At 72.2% G+C, this 19,071-nt stretch carries 19 protein-coding genes; 15 read left to right on the top strand and 4 right to left on the bottom strand.

Annotated elements, in window-relative coordinates; all coding sequences use genetic code 11:
* Window positions 1-15 precede the first annotated feature (15 nt).
* From ACWD1U_RS31955 to ACWD1U_RS31910, 10 genes are all read left to right on the top strand, one after another.
* The gene (locus ACWD1U_RS31955) at window positions 16-642 is read left to right on the top strand and encodes an NUDIX domain-containing protein (protein ID WP_451112830.1); all 627 of its coding nucleotides are present in this window, start codon (window positions 16-18) and stop codon (window positions 640-642) included.
* 590 nt (window positions 643-1,232) lie between these two features.
* A complete protein-coding gene (locus ACWD1U_RS31950) occupies window positions 1,233-3,272 on the top strand; it encodes a tetratricopeptide repeat protein (protein ID WP_451112828.1) in 2,040 nt (679 codons plus the stop codon).
* A 136-nt stretch (window positions 3,273-3,408) separates the two neighbouring features.
* On the top strand, window positions 3,409-4,533 hold the full coding sequence (ald, locus tag ACWD1U_RS31945) for an alanine dehydrogenase (RefSeq protein WP_451112826.1): 1,125 nt from the start codon (window positions 3,409-3,411) through the stop codon (window positions 4,531-4,533).
* 413 nt (window positions 4,534-4,946) lie between these two features.
* Complete coding sequence (locus ACWD1U_RS31940) at window positions 4,947-6,074, top strand: ParA family protein (protein WP_451112824.1); 1,128 nt, start codon at window positions 4,947-4,949, stop codon at window positions 6,072-6,074.
* A complete protein-coding gene (locus tag ACWD1U_RS31935; RefSeq protein WP_451112822.1) occupies window positions 6,059-6,628 on the top strand; it encodes a hypothetical protein in 570 nt (189 codons plus the stop codon). The genes ACWD1U_RS31940 and ACWD1U_RS31935 overlap by 16 nt, the downstream gene beginning before the upstream one ends.
* An 18-nt stretch (window positions 6,629-6,646) precedes the next feature.
* Window positions 6,647-7,756, top strand: coding sequence for a segregation and condensation protein A (locus ACWD1U_RS31930; protein ID WP_451112820.1), 1,110 nt, complete (start codon window positions 6,647-6,649; stop codon window positions 7,754-7,756).
* Window positions 7,753-8,439 (top strand): SMC-Scp complex subunit ScpB, encoded by a 687-nt coding sequence (scpB, locus tag ACWD1U_RS31925; RefSeq protein ID WP_451112818.1) that lies wholly within the window; start codon window positions 7,753-7,755, stop codon window positions 8,437-8,439. The genes ACWD1U_RS31930 and scpB overlap by 4 nt, the downstream gene beginning before the upstream one ends.
* Window positions 8,439-9,500, top strand: coding sequence for a pseudouridine synthase (locus ACWD1U_RS31920; RefSeq protein ID WP_451112816.1), 1,062 nt, complete (start codon window positions 8,439-8,441; stop codon window positions 9,498-9,500). Before scpB ends, ACWD1U_RS31920 begins: the two co-directional genes overlap by 1 nt.
* Before the next feature lie 51 nt (window positions 9,501-9,551).
* The gene (locus ACWD1U_RS31915; RefSeq protein ID WP_451112814.1) at window positions 9,552-10,280 is read left to right on the top strand and encodes an NUDIX hydrolase; all 729 of its coding nucleotides are present in this window, start codon (window positions 9,552-9,554) and stop codon (window positions 10,278-10,280) included.
* Window positions 10,277-11,296 (top strand): ADP-ribosylglycohydrolase family protein, encoded by a 1,020-nt coding sequence (locus ACWD1U_RS31910; RefSeq protein ID WP_451112812.1) that lies wholly within the window; start codon window positions 10,277-10,279, stop codon window positions 11,294-11,296. Before ACWD1U_RS31915 ends, ACWD1U_RS31910 begins: the two co-directional genes overlap by 4 nt.
* A gap of 118 nt (window positions 11,297-11,414) precedes the next feature.
* On the opposite strand, the gene ACWD1U_RS31905 is transcribed toward ACWD1U_RS31910, so the two are convergent.
* Window positions 11,415-11,867 carry a Rieske (2Fe-2S) protein gene (locus ACWD1U_RS31905; protein WP_451112810.1) on the bottom strand — a complete coding sequence of 151 codons (453 nt, stop codon included), beginning with the start codon at window positions 11,865-11,867 and terminating at the stop codon, window positions 11,415-11,417.
* A 182-nt stretch (window positions 11,868-12,049) separates the two neighbouring features.
* Here ACWD1U_RS31905 and aroH point away from each other — a divergent pair, with 182 nt between their 5' ends.
* From aroH to der, 5 genes are all read left to right on the top strand, one after another.
* Window positions 12,050-12,412: a chorismate mutase gene (gene aroH / locus ACWD1U_RS31900; RefSeq protein WP_451112808.1), complete on the top strand. Its 363-nt coding sequence runs from the start codon at window positions 12,050-12,052 to the stop codon at window positions 12,410-12,412.
* Window positions 12,409-13,494 (top strand): prephenate dehydrogenase, encoded by a 1,086-nt coding sequence (locus ACWD1U_RS31895; RefSeq protein WP_451112806.1) that lies wholly within the window; start codon window positions 12,409-12,411, stop codon window positions 13,492-13,494. Before aroH ends, ACWD1U_RS31895 begins: the two co-directional genes overlap by 4 nt.
* A 228-nt stretch (window positions 13,495-13,722) precedes the next feature.
* Complete coding sequence (gene cmk, locus ACWD1U_RS31890) at window positions 13,723-14,403, top strand: (d)CMP kinase (protein ID WP_451112805.1); 681 nt, start codon at window positions 13,723-13,725, stop codon at window positions 14,401-14,403.
* Window positions 14,400-15,047, top strand: coding sequence for a lysophospholipid acyltransferase family protein (locus ACWD1U_RS31885; protein WP_451112803.1), 648 nt, complete (start codon window positions 14,400-14,402; stop codon window positions 15,045-15,047). The genes cmk and ACWD1U_RS31885 overlap by 4 nt, the downstream gene beginning before the upstream one ends.
* A gap of 80 nt (window positions 15,048-15,127) precedes the next feature.
* Entirely contained in the window at window positions 15,128-16,609 is a 1,482-nt protein-coding gene (gene der, locus ACWD1U_RS31880; RefSeq protein ID WP_451112801.1) for a ribosome biogenesis GTPase Der, read from the top strand.
* 61 nt (window positions 16,610-16,670) lie between these two features.
* Here der and ACWD1U_RS31875 read toward each other — a convergent pair whose 3' ends face one another.
* From ACWD1U_RS31875 to ACWD1U_RS31865, 3 genes are all read right to left on the bottom strand, one after another.
* Window positions 16,671-17,060, bottom strand: a complete 390-nt coding sequence (locus tag ACWD1U_RS31875; protein WP_451112800.1) for a hypothetical protein — start codon at window positions 17,058-17,060, stop codon at window positions 16,671-16,673.
* Between the two features lie 87 nt (window positions 17,061-17,147).
* On the bottom strand, window positions 17,148-17,930 hold the full coding sequence (locus ACWD1U_RS31870; protein WP_451112798.1) for a hypothetical protein: 783 nt from the start codon (window positions 17,928-17,930) through the stop codon (window positions 17,148-17,150).
* 430 nt (window positions 17,931-18,360) lie between these two features.
* The gene (locus ACWD1U_RS31865; protein ID WP_451112797.1) at window positions 18,361-19,002 is read right to left on the bottom strand and encodes an ATP-binding cassette domain-containing protein; all 642 of its coding nucleotides are present in this window, start codon (window positions 19,000-19,002) and stop codon (window positions 18,361-18,363) included.
* Window positions 19,003-19,071: the final 69 nt, after the last annotated feature.

The following is a 19,071-nucleotide window of genomic DNA, read 5'->3' as shown; positions in this document are numbered from 1 at the left end:
CGTGGAAGGACAGGCATGACGATCAAGGACACCCCGGAGGAGTGGGAGATCCGGGCGACGCAGACCCCCTTCGTGGGCAACAAGACCTCCGTCCGCACCGACGACGTGGTCATGCCCGACGGCACCGTGGTCGGCCGTGACTACCAGGTCCACCCCGGCTCCGTGGCCGTCCTCGCCCTCGACGAGGCCGACCGCGTCCTCGTCCTGCGCCAGTACCGCCACCCCGTGCGCCACAAGCTGTGGGAGATCCCGGCCGGACTGCTGGACGTCCCCGGCGAGAACCCCCTGCACGCGGCGCAGCGCGAGCTGTACGAGGAGGCGCACGTCAAGGCCGAGGACTGGCGGGTGCTGACCGACGTCTACACCACGCCCGGCGGCTGCGACGAGGCCGTACGGATCTTCCTCGCGCGTGATCTGTCCGAGGCCGAGGGCGAGCGCTTCGCGGTCGAGGAGGAAGAGGCCGACATGGAACTCGACCGGGTGCCGGTCGAGGACCTCGTCCGGGGCGTGCTGGCCGGCGAGCTCCACAACAACTGCCTCGTCGTGGGCGTCCTGTCGCTGGTCGCCGCGCGAGCCGGTGACGGCCTGGACGCACTGCGCCCGGCACAGGCTCCCTGGCCGGCGCGCCCGTTCGAGGCGTGAACCCTCCGGGGGCGCCCCCCGGGTGGGAGCGACCGCCCCGGCCGGTCGGTCGTGCCCGTGGCCGGGGTGCCGAGAGTGCGACTCCGCCAGGGTGGGCAGGGTCAGGGCTGGTGCCACGGGCCGGGCGCGCAGTCCGGTCCACCGGGCGCCGGCCTGCGTGCCCGGGGCTGCCTCGCCCGGGCGGCGCGGGTCGGCCTGTGAGGCGCCGGTCGCGCAGGTCGGGTGTGGTTCCGCCCGGGTCGCCCCGGGGCTGGGTGTGAAGCGGTCCGCGAGGCTGGACCGTCCGCCCGGGGGCGATCAGTCCTTGGTCCTGCCCGAGCCGGTCGAGGGCCACGACGACCTCGTGCCCGCCGCCGCGCCCGACCAGCGGTGGAGATCACGTCGAAGGCCGTTTCGCCGGCCCGGTCGCCTCGTGGTGCATCCGTACAAAACCCTCGTCGTGTGAAGATCGGCTGATCCGATCGGGGGAAGTAGCCCTCCGCCCCGCCCTGCTCCACCCGGAACGTTGCAGAGCGTGAACTAGGCTCTGTGGCACGCCCGAACCGGAGTCCCGGCGGGCTTGCGTGTGCGGTGGGACGGGAGTGTGGCCCGTGGCGGATCAGGTCGTGGAGACAGACGACGTGCGGCTGACCGGGCGCGCTGCCGGGCAGCGCGAGTTCCTGGGCCGCACACGGGAGTTGAAGGAACTGCGCGCCGATATCGAGCGCGCGGGACTGGACACCCTCGCGGGCCGCAAGGCCCCCCGCGCGCGGGTGCTGCTCATCGCCGGCCGACCGGGCTCGGGCCGCACCGCACTCGCCGAGGAACTCGTACGCCAGGTCGCGGACCGTTACCCCGACGGGGTGCTGCGCGCCCGCCTGACCGACCCCGGCGGCACCCCCGTACCCGTCGGACGCACCGCCCGGGACCTGCTCATCGCTTTGGACGAGGAAGCCCCGGCGGGGGCCTGCGAGGACGACCTCGCCGACGCCCTGCGCACCGCCCTGGCCGACCGCCGTGCCGTGCTCCTGCTGGACGACGCGGCCGACGCCGAGCAGGTCGACGCCCTGCTGCCCGATACCCCGGACTGCCTGGTCGTCGCGGTCTCCGAGGGCCCGCTGACCGGCATCTCCGACGTCCGCCCCTGCATCCTGGGCGGCCTGGACGCCAAGTCCGGGGTGGAACTGCTGGCCCGGCACACCGGCTCGGTCCGCATCACCGTCGACCCCCGGGCCGCCGAGGGCCTCGCCGAGGAGTGCCAGGGGCAGCCGGCCGCGCTGATGCTCGCGGGCGGCTGGCTCGCGGCCCGCACCAATGCAGCCGTCTCCGACCTCGCCAAGCAGCTGCGCTCCGAGGACACCGAGGGCACCGCCCTGACGCGGGTCTTCCGGCTCGCCCACGCCACCCTGCCCGCCGGCGCCGCCCGGATGCTGCGCCTGCTCGCCCTCGCCCCGGCGGGACTGGTCGACCCGCAGACCGCCTCCGCGCTCGTCGGCTGCTCGGTCGACAGCGCCCGCACGACCCTCGACGACTTCGTCGCCCTCGGCTTCCTGCGCGCGGTGGACTCCCCGCTGCCCCAGTACGAGGTGCCCGGCTGCCTCCACCCCCATCTGAGGATCCTCGCCGACCACCACGAACGCCCGGCCGAGCTCCAGCTGGCCCGCGCCCGCATGCTGGAGCGGACCGTGCGGCTGCTCCAGGCCTGCCGGGCGATCACCGAGACCGACAGCCCCCAGGCACGCCAGAAACTCCTCGACATGCCGCGTGCCCTGCGCTTTCCCACTCCCCGGGCGGCCGCGGACTGGCTGCGCCTGACCCGGCCCGCCCTGATGGCGTCGGCCCGGCTCGCGGTCGCCGACGGGGAGCTGGACACCCTGGCCCGGCGGCTGATGTCCCAGCTGGTACGGGCGATGGCGGCCCACGTCGGTACCCAGGCCGCCGCGCCCGACCTGTACGAGATCCACAGCCTGGTCCTCGGCATCGCCGAGCGGCGGAACCTGCCCCGCGAGCGGGCAGCCGCCCTGCTGAACCTCGGCGACCTCGACGCCCGCTCCGGCCGTACGGCCGACGCCCTGGCGCGCTACCGGGACGCGCTGGACGCCGGACGCGAGGTGAACGACCCGTACGCGACCGGCCGGGCGATGGAATCCGTAGGCGGCGCGCACCTGGAGCTCGGGGACTTCGACCGGGCCGCGGACTGGTTCGGCCGGGCCCTGGTCGAGCGGCTCGCCCGGGGCGAGCGCGCCGACGCCGCCCGGCTGTACGGGCGTATCGCCGCCGCCCACACCTTCGCGGGCCGCTACGGCGAGGCCCTGCGGAACTGGCGCGCGGCGATCGCCGGGCACCGAAGGAACGGCGATGTGGCCGCGCAGGCGCGGGCGCTGAGCGAGCTGGCGCGGGTCCAGGAGTACGCGGGCCGGCCCGAGGAGTCGCTGCGCACCTGCCGGGAGGCCGTGGAGTGGGCGCGGCGCGCCGAGGACACGCGACTGCAGGCCGCCCTGCACTTGCGGGTCGCCGACACCCTCGAACACCTCGGCGACCCCGCGTCGGCCGGGCTGCACCGGGGCGCCGCCGAGCGGATTCTGGGCGACTCAATCCTTCAAAATGAACCCGACGCCTGCGAAATCCGTACCGCATCGGCTGAAGATTGATGTAATGAAAGGCTAGACAGCGGGAACACCTTCATTAGACTGGCTCTGCCGCACGTTCTCCTGCGGTCTCTCCCGGTGTGCCCGCGTGTGCCCGGGTATGCCTAAGTAAGACCCCCATACCCTCTGAGCAAGGACCGTGATCGACGTGAAGGTCGGCATCCCCCGCGAGGTCAAGAACAACGAGTTCCGGGTGGCCATCACCCCCGCCGGCGTGCACGAGCTGGTGCGTCATGGCCACCAGGTCGTCATCGAGCGCGGCGCCGGCGTGGGCTCCTCGATCACGGACGAGGAGTACGTGGCCGCCGGTGCGCGGATCCTCGACACCGCCGACGAGGTGTGGGCCGTCGCCGACCTGCTGCTGAAGGTCAAGGAGCCCGTCGCCGAGGAGTACCACCGCCTCCGCAAGGACCAGACGCTCTTCACCTACCTGCACCTGGCAGCCTCCAAGGAGTGCACGGACGCCCTGCTGGAGTCCGGCACCACCGCCATCGCCTACGAGACCGTCGAGCTGCCCAGCCGCGCGCTGCCGCTGCTCGCCCCGATGTCCGAGGTCGCGGGCCGGCTGGCCCCGCAGGTCGGCGCCTACCACCTGATGCGCGCCAACGGCGGCCGCGGTGTGCTGCCCGGCGGCGTCCCCGGTGTGCTCGCCGGCCGCGCCGTGGTCATCGGCGGCGGCGTCTCCGGCTGGAACGCCGCGCAGATCGCCATCGGTCTGGGCTTCCACGTGACCCTGCTCGACAGGGACATCAACAAGCTCCGCGAGGCCGACAAGATCTTCGGCACGAAGATCCAGACCGTGGTCTCGAACGCCTTCGAGCTGGAGAAGGCCTGCCTGGAGGCGGACCTCGTCATCGGCGCGGTGCTGATCCCCGGCGCCAAGGCCCCGAAGCTGGTCACCAACGAGCTGGTGTCACGGATGAAGCCCGGAAGTGTCCTTGTCGACATCGCGATCGACCAGGGCGGCTGCTTCGAGGACTCCCGCCCGACCACTCACGCCGAGCCGACCTTCAAGGTCCACGAGTCGGTCTTCTACTGCGTCGCCAACATGCCCGGCGCGGTGCCCAACACCTCCACCTACGCGCTGACCAACGCCACGCTGCCGTACATCGTCGAACTGGCCGACCACGGCTGGGTGGACGCGCTGCGCCGCGACCCGGCGCTGGCCAAGGGCCTCAACACGCATGACGGCAAGGTCGTTTACCGCGAGGTCGCCGAGGCGCACGGCGTGGAGCACGTGGAGCTGTCCTCGCTCCTCGCCTGAGCTGCCGCGGCCGGTATGTCGGCTAAGTCACCCAGCGGCAAAGGCGATACGTCAACACAGGTCGTCAACGCCGCGCACCAGGCCGGACCTTGCCCGACAAGGTCCGGCCGGATGTGTGTATGGTCACTTCGCGATTCTCGGGCAACTCGCCTCGAACGTAACCCTTGAACCGATTCGCACACCGGTGAAACCTGCCGTGCGACGGCCGTACGCCCTTGACAGCGGGATGTTTCATTGCCGACACATCGGGCCGGGTCCGGCGGATTGTGTTGCTGTGGACGCCCGACACGCCATAGAGTCGCCAACCGTCGGCATGGTGCCACGCTGACCTGTCTAGAAGTTTCCTGGTCACCAAGGAGGTAAGACGACTTGTGAATGAGTCGACATTTACTCCCGGGGGTGGTCAACCAGGAATGCCTGCACGGGGCCAGGGGCCCGCGGGGTTCGAGGCTGTCGGCTCCGTCGCTGTGCGCACCTTCGCAGCCCACCAGAGTCAGCAGGCGACTCACACAGCACACCAGAAGATGGATGGCCATCACGTGAACGCCATGGCCGGCGACGGAAGTGGCGCGCCCCACAACCACTTCGCCGACTACGACGAACTGCCCGAGGGGCACTTCTACGACCCCGACGCGGAGTACGAGCCCGACCCCGAGTACGCGGCCACTCTCGCGCCCGACGCGGCCAGACAGCGCCGGGAGCGCGTCGGCCCGACCGGGCGTCCGCTGCCGTACTTCCCGATCCCGGGCCCGCTGACCGACCACGGACCCGCGAAGATCATCGCGATGTGCAACCAGAAGGGCGGCGTCGGCAAGACGACGTCGACCATCAACCTGGGTGCCGCGCTCGCGGAGTACGGACGCCGGGTCCTGCTCGTGGACTTCGACCCGCAGGGCGCGCTGTCGGTCGGACTCGGCGTCAACCCGATGGAACTCGACCTCACCGTCTACAACCTGCTCATGGAGCGGGGGATGGCGGCCGACGAGGTGCTGCTGAAGACGGCGGTCCCCAACATGGACCTGCTGCCCAGCAACATCGACCTGTCGGCGGCCGAGGTCCAGCTGGTCTCCGAGGTCGCCCGCGAGTCGACGCTGCAGCGCGCGCTGAAGCCGCTGCTGGACGACTACGACTTCATCGTCATCGACTGCCAGCCCTCGCTCGGCCTGCTCACGGTGAACGCCCTGACGGCCGCGCACAAGGTGATCGTGCCGCTGGAGTGCGAGTTCTTCGCGCTGCGCGGTGTGGCCCTGCTGACGGAGACCATCGAGAAGGTCCAGGAGCGGCTCAACCCGGACCTGGAGCTCGACGGGATTCTCGCCACGATGTACGACTCGCGCACCGTGCACAGCCGAGAGGTGCTCGCGCGGGTCGTCGAGGCGTTCGACGACCACGTCTACCACACGGTCATCGGGCGCACGGTCCGCTTCCCGGAGACCACGGTCGCCGGTGAGCCGATCACCACCTACGCGTCCAACTCCGTCGGCGCCGCCGCCTACCGCCAGCTCGCCAGGGAGGTGCTCGCCCGGTGTCACGCCGAGTGAGTCTGCCGGGGGCCGACGAACTCTTCCGTACGACAGGGGGGACGGCGCTGCAGCCGTCCACGCCCAGGCGTCCTGCCAACGGCGACGCCCGGGTGCCCGCTCCGGCGGGGGAGGGCGACGCGGCGGCAGCCGGCGGGGAGGACGTGCCGCAGTCGGTGCCCGCGCAGGGCGGTGACGGCGAGGGCGCGGAGCATGTCGCGGCGGACTCGGAGTCGGCCGAGGCCGGGGAGTCCCGCAGCCGTTCCGGCTCCGGCCGTCGGCAGGCGGCGCAGGAAGGTTCTGCCGCCGGTGCCGCCGCGGCGGCGCCACGCAAGCGCCAACGGGCCGCCTCGCGCCGCCCCAGCGGCCGTGAGCGGCACGACGAGAAGATCACGGTGTACGTGTCGGCCGAGGAGCTCATGGACCTGGAGCACGCCCGTCTCGTGCTCCGCGGCGAACACGGCCTGGCCGTCGACCGCGGGCGCATCGTCCGTGAGGCGGTCGCCGTGGTCCTCGCCGACCTGGAGACCCGCGGCGACGCCAGCATCCTCGTACGACGGCTGCGCGGACGGTAGCGGTAGCCTGCGGAGGCCATGACCTCGAACGCTTCCCCACCACCACCCGGCGGCCCGGCCGGCCGCCGACGTGCGCTGGGGAGGGGGCCGGGGGCTCCCGGGGCCGCTCCGCCGTTCGACCCGCCTGAGGCCGCGCCGGGCGTTGCGCCGCTGGAGACGGCCGAGCCCGAGGTGGCGGCTGTGGAGGTGGCGGGGGCAGGCGTAGCCGGGGCTGTGGAGCCTGCGGCTCCGGTGGCCGAGTCCTCGTGGTTCTCCGCGGACGTGCCAGGGCCCGCCCCGGCACCGCAGCCGTCGGCCGGTGATGCCGAGACTGCCGATGACGGGGTCTTCAAGGTTCGGCTCGCCAACTTCGAGGGGCCTTTCGATCTGCTGCTTCAGCTGATCTCCAAGCACAAGCTGGACGTCACCGAGGTCGCGCTGTCGAAGGTGACCGATGAGTTCATGGCGTACATCCGGGCGATGGGGCCGGACTGGGATCTGGACGAGACGACGGAGTTTCTCGTCGTCGCGGCCACGCTGCTGGACTTGAAGGCGGCTCGGCTGCTGCCCGCCGCCGAGGTGGAGGACGAGGCGGATCTGGCCCTGCTGGAGGCTCGGGACCTGCTGTTCGCGCGGCTGCTGCAGTACCGGGCGTACAAGCAGGTCGCCGACATCTTCAGCGGGCGGCTCGATGACGAGGCCCGGCGCTACCCCCGTACCGTCGGGCTGGAGCCGCAGCATGCCGAGCTGCTGCCCGAGGTCGTCATCAGCATCGGGGCCGAGGGGTTCGCGAAGCTCGCCGTGAAGGCGATGCAGCCCAAGCCGAAGCCGCAGGTGTACGTCGACCACATCCACGCCCCGCTGGTCAGTGTGCAGGAGCAGGCGCGGATCGTCGTGGCGCGGCTCAGGGAGCTCGGCGAGGCCAGTTTCCGGTCGCTCGTCGAGGACACGGACGACATGCTGACGGTCGTGGCCCGCTTCCTGGCCCTGCTGGAGCTGTACCGCGAGAAGGCCGTCGAGCTGGAGCAGGAGACCGCGCTGGGGGAGCTGCTCGTGCGGTGGACCGGCGGGGACGGGGACGAGACACCGACCGTCACCGACGAGTTCGACCGGCCGCCCGAGCCGCCGAAGGAGGAGAAGAAGGCGTGAGCGAGCGAACGACCGACCTGCCGGCCGGACTCGGGGCCGTCGCCGGCCTGGATCTCAAGCCCGCCCTGGAGGCGGTCCTCATGGTCGTGGACGAGCCCGCGACCGAGGAGCACCTCGCGAAGATACTGGAGCGGCCGAAGCGCCAGATCGCGGACGCGCTGCGTGAGCTGGCCGACGAGTACACCGTCCAGGGCCGCGGCTTCGAGCTGCGGTACGTCGCGAACGGCTGGCGGTTCTACACGCGGGCCGCGTACGCGCCTGCCGTCGAGCGCTTCGTGCTGGACGGCCAGCAGGCCCGTCTCACCCAGGCCGCCCTGGAGACCCTGGCCGTCGTCGCCTACCGGCAGCCGGTCAGCCGCAGCCGGGTCTCGGCGGTACGCGGGGTGAACTGCGACGGCGTCATGCGCACTCTCCTCCAGCGCGGCCTGATAGAGGAGGCGGGCACGGAACCTGAAACAGGTGCGATCCTGTACAGGACGACGAACTACTTCCTGGAACGGATGGGCCTGCGCGGTCTGGACGAGCTCCCGGAGCTCGCGCCCTTCCTCCCGGAGGCGGAGGCGATCGAGGCCGAGACCCAGGAGGGCGTACCGTCGTTCGACCCGGACGCGCCAGATGACGACGTGCCGGGCCGCCCGGTCACCCCGGGTACCGACGACGAAGACGACCAGACGGAACTTTGATGCGAAGCAGCGGCAGCGGCAAGAGCGGCGGACGCGGTAACCACCGCGGCGCCGGCAACAACAGGGACCAGAAGCAGGGGCAGGGCCGCCCCCGCAAGCCCCGCCCCGAGGAGCGCCGCTACGACGTGGGCCCCGGGGCGACCAAGGACGGCCCCAAGGCCGGGCGCGGTGGCGCCGCGCGCGGCGGCGCCAAGGGCGGGCCCAAGCAGCCCCAGAAGCCGGGGCGTACGGCCCCGGCGCGGCCCCGCGAGTACGAGGCGCAGATCGAGGAGCGCAACCGTGACCGGTACGCCGGGAAGAAGGAGGTCAAGCTCCCGAAGACCTTCCCCGGCGCCGAGCAGGAGGGCGAGCGCCTGCAGAAGGTCCTCGCCCGCGCGGGCTTCGGCTCCCGGCGCGCCTGCGAGGAGCTGATCGAGGAGGCCCGGGTCGAGGTCAACGGCGAGATCGTGCTGGAGCAGGGGCGGCGCGTCGACCCGGAGAAGGACGAGATCAAGGTCGACGGGCTGACCGTCGCCACACAGCGCTTCCAGTTCTTCTCGCTGAACAAGCCCGCCGGTGTCGTGTCCACCATGGAGGACCCGGAGGGCCGGCAGTGCCTCGGTGACTACGTCACCAACCGCGAGACCCGGCTCTTCCACGTCGGGCGGCTCGACACCGAGACCGAGGGCGTCATCCTGCTCACCAACCACGGCGAGCTGGCGCACCGGCTGACCCACCCGAAGTACGGCGTGAAGAAGACCTACCTCGCGCACATCGTCGGCCCCATCCCGCGCGACCTGGGCAAGAAGCTCAAGGACGGCATCCAGCTGGAGGACGGCTACGCGCGCGCGGACCACTTCCGGGTCGTCGAGCAGACCGGCAAGAACTACCTGGTGGAGGTCACCCTCCACGAAGGCCGCAAGCACATCGTGCGGCGGATGCTGGCGGAGGCCGGTTTCCCGGTCGACAAGCTGGTGCGGGTCGCCTTTGGGCCTATCACGCTGGGCGACCAGAAGTCGGGCTGGCTGCGGCGCTTGTCCAACACGGAGGTCGGGATGCTGATGCAGGAAGTCGACCTCTAGAGCTTGTGAGGGACCCGCACCCCCTTTATAGTCGTACTGACTATAAAGGGGGTGCGGGTCTTGGACGGCTACGACAAGTACGCCTACGAACCCTTCGCCGTCAGCGTCGACCTGGCCGTGTTCACCCTCCGGGAGGGCGCGCTGCACGCGCTGCTCGTGGAGCGTGGGCAGGAGCCGTACGCCGGTCGGTGGGCGCTGCCCGGCGGGTTCATACAGCCGGACGAGTCCGCGGAGACGGCCGCCCGGCGTGAACTCGCCGAGGAGACCGGCCTGTCCGACGTCTCGGAGCTCCATCTGGAGCAGCTGCGGACGTACAGCGAGCCCGGCCGCGACCCCCGGATGCGGGTCGTGTCGGTCGCCTTCGCCGCGCTTCTGCCCGACGCGCCCGAGGCGCACGGCGGCAGCGACGCGGCGCGGGCCGACTGGGTGCCGTACGGCACTGCGGGGCCGCTCGCCTTCGACCACGACCGCATCCTGGCCGACGCCCACGACCGCGTCGGCGCCGAGCTCGAGTGCACGTGCCTCGCCACCGCCTTCTGCCCGCCCGAGTTCACCCTCGGCGAGCTCCAGCAGGTCTACGAGACGGTGTGGGGCACCGAGCTCGACCGGCCGAACTTCCGCCGCAAGGTGCTCGCCACGCCCGGCTTCGTCGAACCCGTCCCCGGTGCCGCCCGGCTGACCGGCGGCCGGGGCAAACCCGCCGCCCTGTACCGCGCCGGGACCGCCGCCACCCTCCACCCGCCGCTCCTCCGGCCGAACCGGGAAGGACACCCCGCATGACCACGCTCGTCCGCAAGCAGGCCGCCACCGGAGCGCTGACGGGACTCGCCCTCGGGGATGCGCTGGGGTATCCGACCGAGTTCGACGATGTGCCGACGATCCTCGCCGACCACGGACCGTGGCGGGAGCTGGAGCTGCCGCAGAGGGCTTACGTTTCCGACGACACGCAGATGACGCTCGCCCTCGGACGGGCGGTGCGGACCGCGACGGACCGGGGGCTGCTCACCCCGTCGGGGCTGGCCCGTCCCCTGCGTGAGGAGTTCGTGGACTGGTACCGGTCTCCGGAGAACAACCGGGCTCCCGGCCGCACCTGCCTGAAGGCCTGCTCGCTGCTGAAGGACGAATCCCGCCCCTGGCAGGACGCCAGCCAGATCCACTCCAAGGGCTGTGGCGCCAACATGCGCGTCGCGCCCCTGGGCCTGGTCCCCGGCCTGAGTGACGAACAGCGGTCGGGAGCCGCCCAGTTGCAGTCTGCCCTCACCCACGGGCACCCGACGGCCCTGGCCGCCTCCGACCTCACCGCGCACGCGGTACGCCTGCTCGCACAGGGCGCCGAGCCGACCGGGCTGGTCGGACTGCTCCGCTCGTACGCCCTGGAGAACCGCAGCCGCTACCACGAGCGCTGGCTCGGCGACCTGTGGCGCCGCGCCGAGGACCCGAGCCCCGAGCGGTTCATCGCGCGCGGCTGGGACGAGTGCCTGGAGATCCTCGACCGGCTCCGGCACGCCGTACGCACCGTTTCGAGGGAGACCGACCCGTGCCTGGCCACCGGCGAGGGCTGGATCGCCGAGGAGGCCCTGGCGACCGGCCTGCTGTGCTTCCTGCTCTTCGTCGACGAGCCGGTGACGGCCCTGCGCCGCGCCGCCTGCACCGCCGGCGACTCGGACTCGATCGCCTGCCTCGCCGGCGCCTTCGCGGGCGCGTACCTGGGCGCGGAGGCCTGGCCGGCCGAGTGGGCCGACCGTGTCGAGTACCGGAGCGAGCTCGTGGCGCTGGGCGCGCTCTGGGACGCGTGACGGATGATCGACGCCCGGGGCGTCGGCCTGGCGCCCGTCGTGGCCGAGCGGCCCGACCCGGTGCTGCTCGCGACATCGCGGAGTCTCGGATTGCAGCCCAGGGGGCGCACGCGGAGCCTCACGTCAGGCGAACCGAGTCCCCCTCCACGGCGATCTGCTCGGCCGGCAGCGGGCTGGTCGCCGGTCCTTGGGCCACCGAGCCGTCGGCGATGCGGAACTTGCTGCCGTGGCAGGGACAGTTGATGGTGCCGTCGGAGACGGACGCCAGGGTGCAGCGCTGGTGGGTGCAGATCGCCGAGAAGGCCTTGAACCGGCCCTGATCCGGCTGGGTAACCACGACCTGCTCATCCTTGAAGATCTTGCCGCCGCCGACCGGGATCTCGTCGGTGGAGGCCAGCTCCCGGCCGGCCGGGGCGCCCGTCTGCCGGCCGGTGTCCTCCTGGCCGGTGGGGGAGCCCGTCGACGTGGATCCGTTGTCGTCGCCGCCTCCGCCGCAGGCGGCGACGAACGCCACCGCGCCCGTCGCGCCCGTCGCGAGGAGAACCGTGCGGCGCGTGGTCTCGTGAGTCATGTCGTCGCTCCGAAGGTGCCTGATAAGCGCAGAAAAGGAACATTGCTGTCTGTCGGCTCCGAAAATACCCAAGAAACGGCAATACCGGCGTCTCGCCGAGCGGGCGCCGCGCACCCGGTCCGCGCGGGCTGACTAGGCTGGTCGGACGTAGAGCGACACGCACGTCAGCAAGGAGCATCGCCGTGGCGGTACGAGCGGTCCGGGGCGCCGTCCAACTCGAACGGGACGAGGCCGGGCACATGGACGAGCAGGTCGGAGCCCTGCTCACGGCCATCCTGGAGCGCAACGACCTCAGCTCCGACGACCTGATCAGCATCTGGTTCACGGCCACGCCCGACCTGCACAGCGACTTTCCCGCGGCAGCCGCCCGCAAGCTGGGTATCGTCGACGTCCCACTGATCTGCGCCCAGGAACTGGACATCGAGGGCGGCATGCCGCGTGTCGTCCGGGTCCTCGCGCACATCGAGTCCGACCGGCCCCGTGCCGACATCGCCCACGTCTACCTCGGCGCCGCGGCCGCCCTGCGCAAGGACATCGCCCAGTGAGAACCGCACTCGTCATCGGGACCGGCCTCATCGGCACGTCCGCCGCCCTCGCCCTGTCCCAGCGGGGCGTCACCGTGCACCTCGCCGACCACGACCCCGAGCAGGCCCGTACGGCGGCCGCACTCGGCGCCGGTACGGACGTGGCGCCGGACGGGCCCGTCGATCTCGTGATCGTCGCCGCTCCGCCCGCGCACGTGGCCGACGTGCTCGCCGAGGCCGTGCGCCGGGGCGCGGGACGCGGCTACCTCGACGTCGCCAGCGTCAAGGGCGGGCCGCGCCGCGAGCTGGAGGCACGCGGTCTCGACCTGACGGCGTACATCGGTACGCACCCCATGTCGGGCCGGGAGAAGTCCGGCCCGCTCGCCGCGACCGGGGACCTCTTCGAGGGCCGCCCCTGGGTGCTGACCCCGACCCGGGACACCGACACCGAGGTGCTGAACCTCGCCCTGGAGCTGGTCTCGCACTGCCGTGCCGTGCCGGTCGTGATGGACGCCGACGCCCACGACCGTGCCGTCGCCCTGGTCTCCCACATGCCGCACCTGGTCTCCAGCCTGGTCGCCGCGCGCCTGGAGCACGCCGAGGAGTCCGCCGTGCGGCTGTGCGGGCAGGGCATCCGGGACGTGACGCGGATCGCCGCGTCCGACCCCGGGATGTGGATCGACATCCTCTCCGCGAACCCCGCGCCGGTCGCCGACCTGCTCACGGACGTCGCCGCGGATCTGGAGGAGACCGTGCGGGCGCTGCGCGCGCTGCAGTCGTCCGACGACCAGAAGCGGCGCGCGGGCACCAGCGGGATCGAGGACGTGCTGCGGCGCGGCAACGCCGGGCAGGTCCGCGTCCCCGGCAAGCACGGGTCCGCTCCGCGGGCCTACGAGGTCGTGGCCGTGCTGATCGACGACCAGCCGGGGCAACTGGCCCGGATCTTCGCCGACGCGGGGATGGCCGGCGTCAACATCGAGGACGTGCGGATCGAGCACGCGACGGGGCAGCAGGCCGGTCTCGTGCAGTTGATGGTGGAGCCGAAGGCGGCGCCTGTGCTGAGCGCTGCGCTGCGGGAACGGGGCTGGGCCATCCGGCAGTAGGGGCAGTGGGGCGGGGCCGCGTTCCGGGGGCTGTCGCCCCTGTGCCCCCGCTTTCGGCCTGACGGCCTCGTCCTCGATCGCCGGAAGGGCCGGAAGGGGTGGCGCCGCTGACAGCCGTGCGCGGACGGGCCGCATACGCCGCGGCCGGACGAGTGACCCGCACCCAGTAACCTTGTGCGGGGCAGTCGCGCCCCCACCCCGCCAGCCCGGTTCAGGAAGGTCCCCACAGTGGAAAGCGCCACGCCAGTGATTGTCGCCATCGACGGCCCCGCAGGCACGGGCAAGTCGAGCACGTCGAAGGCCGTGGCGGCGCAGCTCGGCCTGAGCTACCTGGACACCGGCGCCCAGTACCGGGCGATCACCTGGTGGATGGTGAACAACGGCATAGACATCGATGACCCGTCCGCCGTCGCCGCCGCGGCCGGCAAGCCCGAGATCGTCTCCGGCACCGACCCGGAGGGCCCGACCATCACGGTCGACGGCGTCGACGTGGCCGGCCCGATCCGCACCGGGGAGGTGTCCTCCAAGGTCAGCGCGGTCAGCGCGGTGCCCGAGGTGCGCGCCCGGATCACCGAGCTGCAGCGCTCGATCGCGTCCTCCGCGAGGAACGGCATCGTGGTCGAGGGCCGGGACATCGGCACGACCGTGCTGCCGGACGCCGACCTGAAGATCTTCCTCACCGCCTCCGCGGAGGCGCGTGCCGCCCGCCGCAGCGGTGAGCTGAAGGGCGCCGACGTGCACTCCACCCGCGAGGCCCTGATCAAGCGGGACGCCGCCGACTCCAGCCGCAAGACCTCGCCGCTGGCCAAGGCGGACGACGCCGTCGAGGTGGACACCACCGAGCTCACGCTGGCCCAGGTCATCGAGTGCGTCGTCACCCTCGTCGAGGAGAAGCGGGCCGGAAAGTGACCGAGCTTCCTTCGGTGCGGGGCGCCGAGGTCGGGCGGCGCATCGGCGTCGGACTGATGTACGGGCTGTGGAAGCCGCGCGTGCTGGGTGCCTGGCGGGTGCCCACACACGGCCCGGTGATCCTCGCGGTCAACCACTCCCACAACATCGACGGCCCGATGGTCATGGGCGTGGCGCCCCGGCCGACGCACTTCCTGATCAAGAAGGAGGCGTTCGTCGGCCCGCTCGACCCGTTCCTCACCGGCATCGGCCAGCTGAAGGTGGACCGCGACACCACCGACCGCACGGCGATCACCCGAGCGCTCGGCGTCCTGGACGACGGCGGCGTGCTCGGCATCTTCCCGGAGGGCACCCGGGGCGAGGGCGACTTCGCCTCGCTGCGCGCGGGGCTCGCGTACTTCGCGGTGCGCAGCGGAGCCCCGATCGTGCCGGTCGCGGTGCTGGGAAGCACCGACCGACCGGGACGGTTGATAAAGGGGCTGCCGCCGCTGCGGTCCCGCGTCGACGTCGTCTTCGGGGAGCCCTTCGAGGCGGGCGACGGCAGCGGGCGCCGTACGCGCACGGCGCTGGACGAGGCGACCGGGCGCATCCGGAAGCAGCTCGCCGCCCACCTGGAAAACGCCAGGCGCCTCACCGGGCGCTAGGCAACACTGAGTAGTGGATCAGCCCGGAAGACAGCGGGTACTCCACCGACCACCACGATGAACGACGAGGTACGGACTTCATGAACGACCACATCCAGCCCGACGGCTCGGCGCCGCACGAGCACGACCACGGGGCGCTCGGCGACGCCGAGTACGCGGAGTTCATGGAGCTCGCCGCGGAGGAGGGCTTCGACCCCGAGGACGTCGAGGGTGCCATCGAGGCGGCGGGTCACGGCCCGCTGCCGGTGCTCGCCGTCGTCGGCCGTCCCAACGTCGGCAAGTCGACACTCGTGAACCGCATCATCGGGCGCCGCGAGGCCGTCGTCGAGGACAAGCCCGGCGTCACCCGCGACCGTGTGACCTACGAGGCCGAGTGGGCGGGCCGCCGCTTCAAGGTCGTCGACACCGGCGGCTGGGAGCAGGACGTCCTCGGCATCGACGCCTCCGTGGCCGCCCAGGCCGAGTACGCCATCGACGCCGCCGACGCGGTCGTGTTCGTCGTCGACGCCAAGGTCGGCGCCACGGACACCGACGAGGCCGTCGTCCGGCTGCTGCGCAAGGCCGGCAAGCCGGTCGTGCTGTGCGCCAACAAGGTGGACGGCCCGAGCGGCGAGGCCGACGCGGCGTACCTGTGGTCGCTGGGCCTGGGGGAGCCGTACCCGGTCTCCGCTCTGCACGGCCGGGGCACCGGCGACATGCTCGACCAGGTCCTCGAGGTGCTGCCGGAGGCGCCGCGCGAGACGTTCGGCGGGGGCGGCATCGGCGGCCCGCGCCGCATCGCCCTGATCGGCCGCCCGAACGTCGGCAAGTCCTCGCTGCTGAACAAGGTGGCGGGCGAGGAGCGCGTCGTCGTCAACGAGCTGGCGGGCACCACCCGCGACCCGGTCGACGAACTGATCGAACTGGGCGGTGTGACCTGGAAGTTCGTCGACACGGCGGGCATCCGCAAGCGGGTCCACCTCCAGCAGGGCGCCGACTACTACGCCTCGCTGCGCACCGCCGCCGCCGTGGAGAAGGCGGAGGTCGCCGTCATCCTCATCGACGGTTCCGAGTCGATCTCGGTGCAGGACCAGCGGATCGTCACCATGGCGGTGGAGGCCGGCCGCGCAATCGTTCTGGCCTTCAACAAGTGGGACACCCTCGACGAGGAGCGCCGCTACTACCTGGAGCGGGAGATCGAGACCGAGCTCGGCCAGGTGGCGTGGGCCCCGCGGGTGAACGTCTCGGCGCGCACCGGGCGGCACATGGAGAAGCTCGTCCCGGCGATCGAGACGGCTCTGGCGGGCTGGGAGACCCGGGTCCCGACGGGCCGGCTGAACGCCTTCCTCGGTGAGCTGGTCGCCGCCCACCCGCACCCGGTGCGGGGCGGCAAGCAGCCGCGCATCCTGTTCGGCACGCAGGCGGGCACCAAGCCGCCGCGGTTCGTGCTGTTCGCCTCCGGGTTCATCGAGGCGGGCTACCGGCGCTTCATCGAGCGCCGGCTGCGTGAGGAGTTCGGCTTCGAGGGGACGCCGATCCACATCTCGGTGCGGGTGCGCGAGAAGCGCGGCAAGAAGAAGTAGCGAAGCAAGCAGTGAGGGGCGGCCCCCGCCGGGGGCCGCCCCTCACTGCTTGCGTGCTCGCTCAGACGCCATCGCGCCGTCCCGGCGGCAGCGCGGCAGGTACGTAGTGCATCTGCGTGCCGTGCGTGTCGACGGTCCCGACCCACTGCCACTGCGGCTGCTGCCCGGCGGCATGGCGGGCGCTCTGGGCCCCCGCGCTGTAGGCACTGTACGAGCTGTAGTAGGAACTGCTGTACGAGCCCGTTCTGTGCGGGATGTTCCCGAAAGCGGTGAAGCCCAGCTTCTCCTCGCCGCTGCGGTCGCCGGGAAGTGCGCGGAAGGACTTGACGTACTCGGCGTAGAGCGCGTCGTAGATCGGCGTGGCCGATGGGCCGCCCTGGGTGTCCTGAGCCGACCGCGCGGACGGGATCGACGAGAAGGACTGGCGGCGGGGAACGTCGTATGCGTGCACGTATGTCCAAACGACCCCGCGGGTCAGGGGATGCGGCCCCGGTCACGGCTTTCGCAGGGGGTACGGCCCGGGCGGGTGACGTCCGTCTCAGGTGCCGGCCAGCGGCAGGGCCGCGGCGACCAGCCTTCCGTTCGCCGCCGCCTTGTCCAGCGCGTCCCGCAGCAGGTCCTCACGCGGCTGGCGGCCGATCGAGTCGACGGGCGCGGCGAGCACCAGCACCTGCTGGTGCTTGTTGGCGGCCGCCCGCCAGGCCTCGGTGACCTGCAGTGGCTGGTGCGCCTGCCACCAGGCCACCGGCTGGCCGCCGTTGCCGCCCGGCTGGAGCACCGCGTGCAGTTGGCCCACCGCGAGCAGCACCGACCAGCCGTGCAGCACCGGCGGTACGGCCGACAGCTCCGACAGTGGCATGAAGCCCTGTTCGATGAGCAACGGCAGGAAGTCGTCGCCGGTGCCGGTCGTGCCGGGCCGGGCGATGGGCGCGGTCGGCTCCACCACCAGGGCCGGGTGCAACTCCCCGCCGATCAGGATCAGTCCGCTGGTCACGCCGAGCACCGCCTGCTCGGGCACCACCTTGTCGGGCTCCAGGTCGACGGTGTCGCCGGTGATCGACTTCACGGCGCCCCGGAGCTGCTCCTCGGTGACCTGGACGACCTGCGAGGGCAGGCAGCCGGCGTGGGCGAAGGCGAGGACGGCGGTCTCGTCCCCGACGAACAGGACGGTGCTGGTGCGCTCCTGCTCGGAGTCGCCCGGGGTGCGGCAGGACGTGCAGTCGTAACTGCCCGGGGCGGTCTCTCCGGCGAGCAGGCGGTCGGCTTCTTCGTCGCCGATCTCGGCGCGTACCTCGTCGCTGACGTCGAGCATGCGCGGCACGGGTGGCTCCCTCGGGGATGCGGTGCGTGGCGAGGCCGGGTGGCTCCCGGCCCGTGGTCCGGGTGGGCCCCGGCTCATGAAGAAGACAACGGGCGATCGTGGCGGGAGTCACGCCCCAGGGCGAACGGAATCGAACCATCCAGCGCATGGGTTCACGCGCGGCGCGGAATCGCGCACTCACCTTCAACTCGCCCGTTTATCAAAGGAGTTGGTCGGGGCAAGCGGGGAGCAGGCAGTCAGGGAGATGGATCGACAAATCAGGAAATCCGCGAATGAAGTGGGTGTCTGGAAATCGCCGTTACCTGAGGTATCGACGAACTGGCCCGCCCGCCGGAGAACTGGTCGACGCCGGGCCGTCGGCATCCTTGGATTCGCCGGGACGCGGGCCCCGTCCGGTCGACCGACCGGACGGGGTCTCGGCATCCCCGGATCAGCGCGGGAGCTCACCCGCCTCCCCGGCGAACACGACCGTCCCGCGGCGCAGTTCGTAGACGATCGCGGGCCGGTCGCGCAGGGCGGACGGCAGCCGCTGCTCGGCGACCACCACGCACGCGTCGAGCGCGCCCAGCAGCTCGTACGTCCGGGCCGCGACCGACGGTGACATGCCCTGGGCGGGCTCGTCGACGAGGACCACACGCGCGCGAGCCAGCAACGCCCGGGCCAGGGCGAGCATGCGTTGCTCCCCGCCGGAGAGGGTGCCGGCACGCCGCTCCAGCAGGGGGCGCAGCTGCGGGTACGCGTCGAGGGCCGTGCCGTGGTCCGGGGCGGTGAGGTCGAGGTTCTCCCGTACGGTGAGCGAGCCGAACACGGCCTGCCGCTCCGGCACCGAACACAGCCCGCGCCGGGCCCGCTCGAAGGCCGGCACGCGGGTGATGTCGGCGCCGTCCCAGACGACCGTGCCGCCCGCCAGGGGCACCGTGCCGGCCAGGGCGCGCAGGGCGGTCGTGCGGCCGGAGCCGTTGCGGCCCAGCAGCACGGTGAGGCCCGGGGCGGGGGCGGCGAGGGTGACGCCGTGCAGGGCCTCCAGGGGGCCGTAGCGCACGCGCGCCTGGCGCAGGGAGAGGGTCGTCATCGGCCGGCTCCCGCACTCCGGGGCGTCCGGGACGCTCCTCGGCCGGACTCCGTGCGCGGGGGGTTCAGG

The organism is Streptomyces sp. NPDC002788, from assembly GCF_053592115.1.
Note: the sequence above shows the minus strand (reverse complement) of the source record. Positions and strands in the feature narration are given on the sequence as shown.

What these genes read in the sequence shown, in the direction of transcription:
- ACWD1U_RS31955 (WP_451112830.1), top strand. Translation starts at nt 16, where the DNA reads ATGACGATCAAGGACACCCCGGAGGAGTGGGAGATCCGGGCGACGCAG.
- ACWD1U_RS31940 (WP_451112824.1), top strand. Translation starts at nt 4,947, where the DNA reads ATGCCTGCACGGGGCCAGGGGCCCGCGGGGTTCGAGGCTGTCGGCTCC.
- ACWD1U_RS31930 (WP_451112820.1), top strand. Translation starts at nt 6,647, where the DNA reads ATGACCTCGAACGCTTCCCCACCACCACCCGGCGGCCCGGCCGGCCGC.
- ACWD1U_RS31920 (WP_451112816.1), top strand. Translation starts at nt 8,439, where the DNA reads ATGCGAAGCAGCGGCAGCGGCAAGAGCGGCGGACGCGGTAACCACCGC.
- ACWD1U_RS31910 (WP_451112812.1), top strand. Translation starts at nt 10,277, where the DNA reads ATGACCACGCTCGTCCGCAAGCAGGCCGCCACCGGAGCGCTGACGGGA.
- ACWD1U_RS31905 (WP_451112810.1), bottom strand. Translation starts at nt 11,867, where the DNA reads ATGACTCACGAGACCACGCGCCGCACGGTTCTCCTCGCGACGGGCGCG.
- der (WP_451112801.1), top strand. Translation starts at nt 15,128, where the DNA reads ATGAACGACCACATCCAGCCCGACGGCTCGGCGCCGCACGAGCACGAC.
- ACWD1U_RS31865 (WP_451112797.1), bottom strand. Translation starts at nt 19,002, where the DNA reads ATGACGACCCTCTCCCTGCGCCAGGCGCGCGTGCGCTACGGCCCCCTG.